This is a genomic window from Streptomyces sp. NPDC056161, assembly GCF_042268025.1.
Lineage (GTDB): Bacteria > Actinomycetota > Actinomycetes > Streptomycetales > Streptomycetaceae > Streptomyces.
Map to the genome: position 1 here is coordinate 1 of NZ_JBHJUV010000141.1, position 2,925 is coordinate 2,925.

Consider the following 2,925-nt stretch of genomic DNA (forward strand, 5'->3'; position numbering starts at 1 on the left):
GTGGGCGCGGAGGGGTTCCGCGCCCACCGGCCGCCGCGCGCGTGCCGCCCCGGCCGTCCCGGGACCCCGGCCGTCCCGGGACCCCGGAGGATCCGGACCTCGAAGGATCCGGACCCCGGAAGATTCGGACCCGGTCAGAGCGAAGTGAGGTGTTCCGGATCCGGCCGCCGGGGCGGCGCCGCCGCCGCGGGCGGGTTGCGCGGCTTCAGGGAGGGCGTCGGTGCGGTGGGCGCCGTGCGTGCCTGCGGGGCCGGCGGCTGTGTGACGGGGGCCGTGCGCGGCTCCGGGTCGGGCGCTGCCGCGGCGAACGTGGTGCCCGGCTCCAGGACGGGCAGTGTTGGCATCGGGCCGGCGCCGGCCGGACGGGGAACGGGGTGCGGAACCCGGGCGAGCAGCACCACACCCCAGGAGGCGGCCGCCGCCCCGGCGAGCGCCAGCAGCACGCCCCCGGCACCGCCCTGGAGGCCCTGCCCGAGCAGGGAGAGACCGAGCACCGCGGCCGCCACCGGGTTGGCCAGGGTCACCAGGGCGAGCGGGGCGCCCAGGCCGTCCCGGTAGGCGGTCTGGGAGAGCAGCAGGCCGCCGGTGGCGAACACCGCGACCAGCAGCGCGACCACGATCACCGTCGGGCTCAGCACCGGCCCGGTGCGGTCCGTCGCGGCCACCGTCACCGTCTGGGTGAGCGCCGAGGCCACGCCCGAGGCGAAGCCGGACGCCGTCGCGTGCCGCAGCCCCGGCCGGGCGCCGGGCCGGGCCAGCACGCCGATCAGGGCGGCCGTCGTCCCGGCCACCGCCAGCGCCTCGGTCAGGGTCAGCACCCGCTCCGGTGCCGGACCGGACGCGGTGACCAGCAGCGCCGCGAGACCGAGCAGCGTCAGGGCGGTGCCCCGCCACTCGACCGGGCTGACCCGCCGCCCGGCGAACCGGGCGCCCATCGGCACCGCGGCGACCAGGGTGAGCGCGCCGAGCGGCTGGACGACGGTCAGCGGACCGTACTTGAGCGCCACGACGTGCAGCACCGCGCCCCCGCCGTTCAGCCCGACGGACGCCCACCACGCGCCCTTGCCCAGCAGCCGCAGCAGGCCGGTGCCGGAGGTGCGGGCGGCCAGGCGCTCCTGCGCCACCGCGGCGGCGGCGTAGGCGACGGCCGAGACCAGGGAGAGGGCGACGGCGATCAGGGCGGGGCTCATCGTCCCGCCCCCACCAGGACGTGCTGCTTCGGCGTGTAGCGCCGCGTGCCCCGGCTCGCCGGGCCGGCCCTGTGGTGCGGCCGGTGGATCAACGCGAGGGCGAGGCCGAGCATGGCCGTGGCGACGATCGCGTCGAGCCAGTAGTGGTTCGCCGTCCCGACGATCACGAGCAGGGTGGCCGCCGGGTGCAGCAGCCACAGCCAGCGCCAGCGTGAGCGCGTCGCCGCGATCAGACCGATCGCCACCATCAGGGCCCAGGCGAAGTGCAGCGACGGCATCGCCGCGAACTGGTTGGAGAGGTGGTCGCTGGACGGCGGCCCGTACACCGACGGCCCGTACACCCGGGCGGTGTCCTCCATGCCGGTGGCGGTCAGCATCCGCGGCGGGGCGAGCGGGAACGTGAACGGCAGCACCAGGGCGGCCGCGGTGACCGCGGCGAGGACCCGGCGGGCCCAGCGGTAGTGGGCGGGGCGCCGCAGGTACAGCCAGACCAGGAAACCCAGCGTGGCCGGGAAGTGGACCGTCGCGTAATAGGTGTTCGCCAGATGGACGAGCACGTCACCGTGGAGCAGTGCTGACTGCACGGTGGCCTCGTCGGGAAGGTGCAGCGTCCGCTCCAGGTCCCACACGCGACGGGCGTTGTGGAGGGCCTCGCCGGTGTGGCCCGCGGCCAGTTGGCGGCCGACCTTGTAGACGAGGAAGAGTCCTGTGACGAGCAGGAACTCACTCAGGAGCGGGGGCCGGGCTATGGAGTCCGACTCCTTTTCCGCAGGCTCGGTTCGGGCGTTCATCCCCCGGCCCCTTCACTGACGGTCTGTGCGTGTGGTGGTGCTGAGCCCCGGACCGCTTACCGGAACTCATCGATACGATTTCGTACCGATACGCCAGTGTACCGATACGACCGGGTTCCGGTACACTGGCGTATCGATTGATGTGCGACACACTGGGAACGAGGGACTCGCTTCGCGCACGCAGCCCGGGGCGGGCCGCCACGAGTGAGGGGAAGAGCGCATGACGTCGCAGGCCGCGGACGGACCGGAGACGGTCGCCGCCTCGCGCCGCTCCAAGATCACGCCCGAGCGTGAGCGGGAGTTCTTCGACGCCGTGCTCGAACAGATCCGCGAGTGCGGCTACGAGTCCGTCACCATGGAGGGCGTCGCCGCGAGCACGCGGTGCAGCAAGTCCACGCTCTACCGGCAGTGGAAGACCAAACCCCAGTTCGTGGCGGCGGCGCTGCGCGCCAGCAGCCAGGCGCGCTTCAGCGGCATCGACACCGGATCGCTCGCCGGTGATCTGCGCGAGGCCGCACGCGCCGTGGGCGACTGGTCCGGCAAGGACACCCGCCTGCTGCACGCGCTCGGCCACGCGATCATGACCGACCACGAACTGAAGGGTGTGCTGCGCGAGGCGCTCGTCGATCCCGAGATCGCCGCGCTCCAGAAGATCCTGCGGCGCGGGATCGAGCGCGGCGAGGTGCGCGCGGACAATCCGGCGCTGGACTACGTGCCCGCCATGATGTTCGGCGTCCTGCGCATCCGGCCCATGCTGACCGGCCAGTACGCCGACTCCGACTATCTCGTCGGGTTCGTCGAGGCCGCGGTGCTGCCCGCGCTGGGCCTGACCTGAGACTCAGGCCACCGCCCACGGGATGACGGGACGGTGGCCTGTCCGCGCCGCACCGTGGGGACGGGGGCGGCGCGCCCCGGCCGGGTGGGGCGCCTCCTGAGCGAAGAGG

The 2,925-nt window shown here is 74.2% G+C and carries 3 protein-coding genes; 1 reads left to right on the plus strand and 2 read right to left on the minus strand.

The annotated features are described in order from the left end of the window. Window positions 1-134 precede the first annotated feature (134 nt). Both ACFC09_RS45915 and ACFC09_RS45920 read right to left on the minus strand, forming a co-directional pair. Window positions 135-1,190 (minus strand): hypothetical protein, encoded by a 1,056-nt coding sequence (locus ACFC09_RS45915; RefSeq protein WP_376539156.1) that lies wholly within the window; start codon window positions 1,188-1,190, stop codon window positions 135-137. After that, on the minus strand, window positions 1,187-1,981 hold the full coding sequence (locus tag ACFC09_RS45920) for a phosphatase PAP2 family protein (RefSeq protein ID WP_376539158.1): 795 nt from the start codon (window positions 1,979-1,981) through the stop codon (window positions 1,187-1,189). Before ACFC09_RS45920 ends, ACFC09_RS45915 begins: the two co-directional genes overlap by 4 nt. A 220-nt stretch (window positions 1,982-2,201) precedes the next feature. Here ACFC09_RS45920 and ACFC09_RS45925 point away from each other — a divergent pair, with 220 nt between their 5' ends. Next, complete coding sequence (locus ACFC09_RS45925; RefSeq protein ID WP_376539160.1) at window positions 2,202-2,816, plus strand: TetR/AcrR family transcriptional regulator C-terminal ligand-binding domain-containing protein; 615 nt, start codon at window positions 2,202-2,204, stop codon at window positions 2,814-2,816. Window positions 2,817-2,925 lie beyond the last annotated feature (109 nt).

Excerpts from the sequence above, each read along its gene's own strand:
- ACFC09_RS45915 (WP_376539156.1), bottom strand. The coding sequence starts at position 1,190 with ATGAGCCCCGCCCTGATCGCCGTCGCCCTCTCCCTGGTCTCGGCCGTC.
- ACFC09_RS45920 (WP_376539158.1), bottom strand. The coding sequence starts at position 1,981 with ATGAACGCCCGAACCGAGCCTGCGGAAAAGGAGTCGGACTCCATAGCC.
- ACFC09_RS45925 (WP_376539160.1), top strand. The coding sequence starts at position 2,202 with ATGACGTCGCAGGCCGCGGACGGACCGGAGACGGTCGCCGCCTCGCGC.